The 3,757-nt window shown below is 68.6% G+C and carries 4 protein-coding genes; 1 reads left to right on the plus strand and 3 read right to left on the minus strand.

The window, feature by feature from the left end; genetic code table 11:
• The coding region (locus tag R6V09_RS48320) for an MFS transporter (protein WP_317887802.1) at nucleotides 1-306 on the minus strand (306 nt) is incomplete at its 3' end.
• Between the two features lie 52 nt (nucleotides 307-358).
• Here R6V09_RS48320 and R6V09_RS48325 point away from each other — a divergent pair.
• Entirely contained in the window at nucleotides 359-1,054 is a 696-nt protein-coding gene (locus R6V09_RS48325; protein WP_317887803.1) for a TetR/AcrR family transcriptional regulator, read from the plus strand.
• Nucleotides 1,055-1,099: 45 nt separating this feature from the next.
• On the opposite strand, the gene R6V09_RS48330 is transcribed toward R6V09_RS48325, so the two are convergent.
• Nucleotides 1,100-2,152, minus strand: coding sequence for an LCP family protein (locus R6V09_RS48330; RefSeq protein WP_317887804.1), 1,053 nt, complete (start codon nucleotides 2,150-2,152; stop codon nucleotides 1,100-1,102).
• A gap of 112 nt (nucleotides 2,153-2,264) precedes the next feature.
• A complete protein-coding gene (locus R6V09_RS48335) occupies nucleotides 2,265-3,608 on the minus strand; it encodes an endo-1,4-beta-xylanase (RefSeq protein WP_317887805.1) in 1,344 nt (447 codons plus the stop codon).
• Nucleotides 3,609-3,757 lie beyond the last annotated feature (149 nt).

Consider the following 3,757-nt stretch of genomic DNA (forward strand, 5'->3'; position numbering starts at 1 on the left):
CAGCTCGCCCGGTGTCTGCGCGCAGCCGCCGGCGAGGCTCGCGGCGCCGAAGACGACGAAACCGGCGACGAGCACCCGCCGCCGCCCGATGACGTCGGCGAGCCGTCCGCCGAGCATGAGCAGCCCGCCGAACGTGAGCGCGTAGGCGTTGACGACCCAGGTCAGGGAGTCGGGTCCGAAGCCGAGGCCGCGGCCGATGGCCGGCAGGGCGACGTTGACGACGGACATGTCGAGGGAGACGAGAAACTGCACGGCGAGCAGGACCGGCAGTAACCAACGAGTGTGGTGCGTCTGCGAGTTCACCATGCCGAGGAGATTACTATACGCGTATAGAAATAGGGAGAGGGAGAATGCCTCCGTGGCAGAGACAGAGAGTTCGGGCGCGCGCAAGAGGGCCGTCGGCAGGCCGCGGCGCATCGAGGCCGCGCAGATCGTGGACGTGGCGCGGCGCATCCTCCAGGAGGAGGGCATCGAGGCGGTCTCCATGCGGCGGGTCGCCAAGGAGGTCGGTACGACGCCGATGGCGCTCTACCACCACGTCCGCGACAAGGACGCCCTGCTGATGCTGACCCTGTCGGGCCTGGCCTCGACGCTCCCGCGCCCGGTCCTCTCCGAGGACCCGCGCGAGCGCATCCTCGCCACCACCGCCCATATGCAGGCGCTGCTGGGCAGCATGCCGTGGCTCGCCGACGTGCTGGTCCACGGCGACCTCCTGGACAAGGGCGCGCTGTGGATGGTCGAGGAGATCGTCGACTCGTTCATCGTGGCCGGGCTGACGCCGGAGGAGGCGGTCAGCGGGTACCGCACCATCTGGTACCTGGTCCTGGGCGACCTGATCTACCGCCGCGGGGTGGACCGCCGCGCGGCGGAGCAGGAGCACGAGCGGTACTTCACGGCGCTCGTCACCGAGGAGGACGCGGACGAGCTGCCGCGGCTCGTGGGGCTGTGGCAGCGGTGGGACGAACTGACGGTGAGCTACGACCTGGCCCGGCAACTGGAGGCAGTGCTGGACGGCCTGCTGCCGGGCCCGGGCCGGGATACGGGACCCAGTTGACCGGTTGACCTCGCCCCCGGGCCGCTCAGGGGTTGCGGGGGCCCGTCACTTCAGCGACTCCCACAGGTCGCTCGCCGCCGGCTCCTTCGCGATCACCCGGTTGGGGTCGGACGGGGCCGTGACGACCGGCATCGTGATCGTCTTCACCGCGTCCGCCGACAGGCCCTTCAGGCTCTGGCCGAGGGTGATCAGTTCGCTCAGGGAGTCGAGGCCGGTGTCGGTGGTGAGACTGTCGGTGACCGCGTCGGTGACCTCGAAGAGCTTGGTGGGGTCGGTGAGCAGGTCGTTGGAGGAGATCTGGGTCAACAGGGCCTTCACCAGCATCTGTTGGAGGCCTATTCGGCCGAGGTCGCTGCCGTCGCCTATGCCGTGCCGGGTGCGGGCGAGGGCCAGCGCCTGCTTGCCGTTGAGGTGGTGGGTGCCCTTCTTCAGGTGCAGGTGGCTGTCGTCGTCGTCGATGTCCTCGGTGGTCGTCACGGTGACTCCGCCGAGCGCGTTGACCAGCTTCGCGAAGCCCGCGAAGTCGATCTCTATGTAATGGTCCATGCGGACGTCCGTGATCGACTCGACCGTCTTGACCGCGCAGACCGGACCGCCCACCGAGTACGCGCTGTTGAACATCGCGTTGTACGCCACGGAGGTCGAGCCCCCCGACTTCAGCGGGCAGGACGGGCGGGTGACGAGGGTGTCGCGCGGGATGCTGACGATCGTGGCCTTCTTACGGCCCGCGTCGATGTGCACGACCATCGCCGTGTCGGAGCGGGCGCCGGAGCTGTCGCCGCCGCCGAGCGCCTGGTTCTCCTTGCCGCTGCGCGAGTCCGAGCCGAGGACCAGGATGTTCACGGAGCCGGTCGGCACGGGGGCGGCGGACGCGGAGGCGGACGCCGAAGGTGTGGTCACCGCCTTCGCGGGGCGGTTGGCGCCGAGCGCGCTGTCGATGTCGACGCTCTTGATGTTGTTGTTGAGGTGCCAGTAGGCCCAGCCCGCCGTGGCGACACCCAGGACGAGGGCGCCCGCCAGAGTGAGGCCGGCGATCTTCAGCACCCTCGACCGCCGGCCCACTCGTCTGTCCCCGTCGGCGTTCTCGTTGTCCGTCACGGGGAGGAACGTAAGTCCGAATTATTAGGAGAAAGTTAGGGGAGACGTCCTGAGACGGTTTTCTGCGGAAAATCTCACGGTTCTCAGCCCCGCTTCACTCCCCTGACCTCCCTCATCCCAGTGTCACCACCGGTACCGGGTTGCTTCCGCTCCAGGACGCGTTGAACCCGAAACTCACCGAGCCGCCGTCCGGAACCGTCCCGTTGTAACTGGCGTTCGTGCAGGTCACGGCCGCGCCGGACTGGGTGCAGCCGGCGTTCCAGGCCTGGGTGAGCTGCTGGCCTGCGCCGTACGTCCAGCTCGCTTTCCAGGACGACAGGGCGGTCCCGGTGCAGGCGATCGTCACCTGCCCGGTGAATCCGGTGTTCCACTGGCTGGTCACGCCGTATGTCGCCGAGCACGCGCCGGTCGGCGGGGTCGTGGTCGTGCCGCCGAGTGCTTCGGCGATGCCGTAGTACGCCGGTTTCGGCGCGTAGTTCTCGTCGTACGGCGTCGCCGCCCCGTAGCCCGGGAAGGTGCCCGGCACCCAGGAGTCGGAGTCGGTGAAGCCCCAGACGGTGACGTTCACGCAGCGCGTGACGGCGACGCAGGCGGCGACCACGCTCTTGAAGTCGGCTTTCTGCTGGGCGAGTTCGCCGCTGTCGGCCGGGAGTGCCATGCGTACGTCGAGTTCGGTGATCGCCACGTCCACGCCCAGGTCGGCGAAGCGCTGGATGTTCTGCTGGAGGGTGGCCGGGACCTGGCCGAGGACGAGGTGGGCCTGGAGGCCGACGCCGTCGATCGGAACGCCCGCCGCCTTCAGGGACTTGACCAGGTTGTAGAGGGCGGTGGACTTCGCGTTGACGCCCTCGACGTTGTAGTCGTTGATGTACAGCTTGGCCGACGGGTCGGCGGTGTGCGCCCAAGTCAGCGCCTGCGCGATGTAGTTGGCGCCGAGGTCGTTGTACCAGAGCGTGGAACGGTAGGTGCCGTCCTCGTTGAAGGGTTCGTTGACCACGTCCCAGGCGGTGATCTCGCCCTTGTAGCGGCCGACTTCGGTGCTGATGTGGTTCTGCAGCAGGCTGCTCAACTGGGCCGACGTCCAGGTCCCGTTCGTCAGCCAGCTCGGGTTCTGGCTGTGCCAGACCAGGGTGTGGCCGCGCACCTGCTGGTGGTGGGCCTGTGCGAAGGCGACGATCTGGTCGGCCTCGGCCCAGTTGAAGCTGCCCTGTGTCGGCTCGACCGTCTCCCACTTCATGGCGTTGCCGGGGGTGAGCGAGCTGAACTGGCCGCCGGCGATGTCGCCGTAACTGCCCGTGAGTTTCGAGCCGGTGACCGCGGTGCCGACCACTTTGCCCTTCGCGGCGGCGAGGTCGCGCAGCGGGGTGTCGGCGGCGTGCGCGGCGGGTGCGGTGAAGAGCAGGACGGCGCCGGTGAGCAGGGACGCCAGGGACAAGCCGGTTCTCAGAGATCTCATGCGGGTGCCTCCGAAAGTTTCGGTTGTGCAACCGATTGGCTTCGGAGGAGTGTGGGGCGGCTCACCCCACTCGTCAATACGTCACCTTCCGGCCACCGGCGTCACCGCGCCGCGACGGAGACCGCCGAGCGGCTCGCGCCACGGAGCCG

The organism is Streptomyces sp. W16, from assembly GCF_033194735.1.
Lineage (GTDB): Bacteria > Actinomycetota > Actinomycetes > Streptomycetales > Streptomycetaceae > Streptomyces.